The organism is uncultured Ruminococcus sp., from assembly GCF_937915125.1.
In the GTDB taxonomy this organism is placed as follows: domain Bacteria; phylum Bacillota; class Clostridia; order Oscillospirales; family Ruminococcaceae; genus Ruminococcus_C.
This window is the reverse complement of the sequence record NZ_CALDMP010000048.1, coordinates 1-3,081: the sequence shown is the minus strand read 5'-3', so window position 1 is coordinate 3,081 and position 3,081 is coordinate 1. Positions and strand designations below refer to the sequence as shown.

Sequence of the window (3,081 nt, the reverse complement as noted above, 5' to 3'; positions counted from 1 at the left end):
AGCGGAGTGAATACTTTGTGTATTCACGAGCATTTTTGTGAAATATGACGGAAAATATGCAAGCATATGACGTGCAAAGCCGGCAGGCGCTCTTTGTGCGGTGTTGCCTTTATCTATCCTGCAACCACAATTGCGGAACAGATGTTTTTCTCATTATACTAGATAGACACAAAAAAGTCAATATGTCATGTTCAAAATAGTTCATTCTTGTGCAATTGCAACAATTTGCTTAGATTTTTTGGTAATGCACGATAAATTATCGTCATTCTTCACAAATTATGTGTATTTCGTTTCAGCAGAACATCCAGCATTCAATCACATATGACGAAAGGGAATACCATTTTTTGAAATATTTGGTCAAAAAGGCTATTGCATTGCAGGGAAAAATCCGTTATAATAAGATAGAGATAGTATGGTGAATCGGCGTGCCGTGCTGTCCGGCGCAGACTTTCTGTCCCACGGGGACGGTATATGGCGGTTTGTGCAGCAAATCCCTGACGGAAGAATAGTCAGGCAGCGAAACATCTTTTTTTCGCCGTAGTGAGGAGGATACAATGGCAGTGAAACAAACAGGAAATCCCCAGAGAGAAGAATTGAAGCAGAAGTTCGTGGACAAGCTCCAGCTGGAGTGCGGCGTTTCTCCGGACGAGGCATCCGATAAGCAGATCTATCAGGTGCTCTCTGCAATGATGGTGGAGAAGCTGAAGCTCAAGCGTCAGCGCTTTGTGAACAAGACCCATTCTGTGGGCGGAAAGAACGTATATTATCTGTCCATGGAATTTCTCATGGGACGTTCCCTCAAGACCACTCTGTACAACCTGGAACTGGCTGACGATGTGAGAGCCATTCTGAAGGACTATCACATCAATCTGGACAATATCTTTGAGTGCGAACCGGACGCAGGTCTCGGAAACGGCGGTCTGGGCCGTCTGGCAGCCTGCTATCTGGATGCTATGGCAACCCAGGAGATCCCGGCAAAGGGCCACTCCATCTGCTATGAGTACGGTATTTTCAAGCAGAAGCTGGAGGACGGCTGGCAGACCGAAGAGCCGGACAACTGGCTCCCCGGCGGCAGCGTATGGCTGGATCCCAAGCCAGATGAAGCGATCGAAGTCCACTTCGAGGGCAATGTCCAGGAATATTGGCAGGATTCTTACCACTACATTTCCCATGTGAACTACAACACCGTAATTGCAATGCCCTATGATATGTATGTATCCGGCTATGGCAGCTCCGGCGTTTCTACCCTGCGTCTCTGGAAAGCACAGGCACCCAGCTTCGATATGAAGCAGTTCAACGAGGGCAACTATGAACAGGCACTCTCCCGGAACTCTATGGCAAATGCCATCTCCAAGGTGCTATACCCCAATGATAACCACCTGGAAGGTAAATCGCTCCGTCTGCGTCAGCAGTATTTCCTGTGCGCAGCCGCTGTGGGCGATATCGTAAACCACCATATGAATGTATATGGCACGCTGGAAAATCTCCACGAAAAGGTTGCCATCCACATCAACGACACCCACCCCACTCTGGCGATTCCGGAACTGATGCGTGTCCTGCTGGATGACTGCGGCTATTCCTGGGAGCGTGCATGGCACATCGTTACCAACACCTTCGCTTACACCAACCACACCGTTATGGCTGAGGCGCTGGAAAAGTGGGATGTCAATCTGGTAAAGCAGATCGTACCGCGTATCTTCCAGATCATCGTGGAGATCAACAACCGCTACTGTGCAGGTCTCATGGAGCGCAACGGCAACGACAGCGCAAAGACGACCCGCATGTCCATCATCAAGGACAACCAGATCCACATGGCTACCCTGTGCGTTATGGCTTCTCACAGCGTCAACGGCGTTTCCAAGCTGCACTCCGAGATCATCAAGGAGAGCGTATTCCACGAAGAATATCTGGATACTCCCAACAAGTTCAAGAATGTCACAAACGGTATTGCATACCGCCGCTGGCTGTATCAGTCCAACCCGGGTCTGACCCAGCTGCTCCGTGACAAGATCGGTGACGGTTTCCTGAAGGACGGCAGCGAGCTGCGGAAGCTGGACGTTTTCGCAGAGGACAAGGCTGTGCTGGAACAGCTCCGCAAGATCAAGAAGGAAAACAAGGAGCGTTTTGCCAAGTATGTCAAGAAGCAGAGCGGTCTCGTACTGGATACTGACAGCATCTTCGACGCACAGGTAAAGCGTCTGCATGAATACAAGCGTCAGCATCTGAATGTCATGCACATTCTGGCGCAGTATAATGCCCTGCTGGAAAATCCCAACATGGACTTCACTCCCAAGACCTATATCTTTGCAGCAAAGGCTGCACCGGGCTACTATCTGGCAAAGCAGATCATCAAGATGATCTGGGCACTGTCTGAGGAAATCCGCAAGAATCCGCGCATTTCCGAAAAGCTGTCTGTTTACTTCCTGGAGGACTATCGTGTGACCATGTCCGAGCTGCTCATGCCGGCTTGTGACATTTCCGAGCAGATCTCTCTGGCAGGTACAGAAGCTTCCGGTACCGGCAACATGAAACTCATGCTCAACGGTGCTGTGACACTGGGTACTCTGGACGGCGCAAACATCGAGATCGGCGACGCAGTAGGTCCGGACAACATCCTCATCTTCGGCATGAAGACCGAGGAGGTCAACGCGCTCAAGGCTCGCGGCTACCATCCGGAAGAGTACTACCACAAGAACCCCATCATCAAGAGCTGTATCGACCGCATGTATGCCGGCATCAACGGCTGTAAGTTCAATGAAGTGGCTGATTCCCTGCGCACCGTTGACCCGTATATGGTTCTGGCAGACTTTGACAGCTATTGCCAGGTGCAGGCGCACAGCTCCGAGCTGTACACCGATGCGGATGCCTGGACAAAGATGTCTCTCCACAACATCGCCGGCGCAGGCATCTTCTCCGCTGACCGTGCTGTCAACGAGTATGCCAAGGACATCTGGGGCATGAAGTAAGTGCATCATAATCGCCTATCACTGGCTACCACGCAGATCAATTTCTCTTGTTTTATTTCATAGGCAATACCGCACAAAGATTGTACGTCAGATGCGCCGTCAGATTTTTCGTCAG

Annotated in this window: 1 protein-coding gene; it reads left to right on the top strand. The window is 50.4% G+C overall.

Going from position 1 to position 3,081, the window contains the following annotated elements; all coding sequences use genetic code 11:
* The first annotated feature begins 554 nt into the window (after positions 1 to 554).
* On the top strand, positions 555 to 2,966 hold the full coding sequence (locus tag Q0418_RS04975; protein WP_298482815.1) for a glycogen/starch/alpha-glucan phosphorylase: 2,412 nt from the start codon (positions 555 to 557) through the stop codon (positions 2,964 to 2,966).
* Positions 2,967 to 3,081 lie beyond the last annotated feature (115 nt).

Bases quoted from the DNA above. Each gene is read 5' to 3' on its own strand.
- Q0418_RS04975 (WP_298482815.1), top strand. From the start codon at position 555: ATGGCAGTGAAACAAACAGGAAATCCCCAGAGAGAAGAATTGAAGCAG.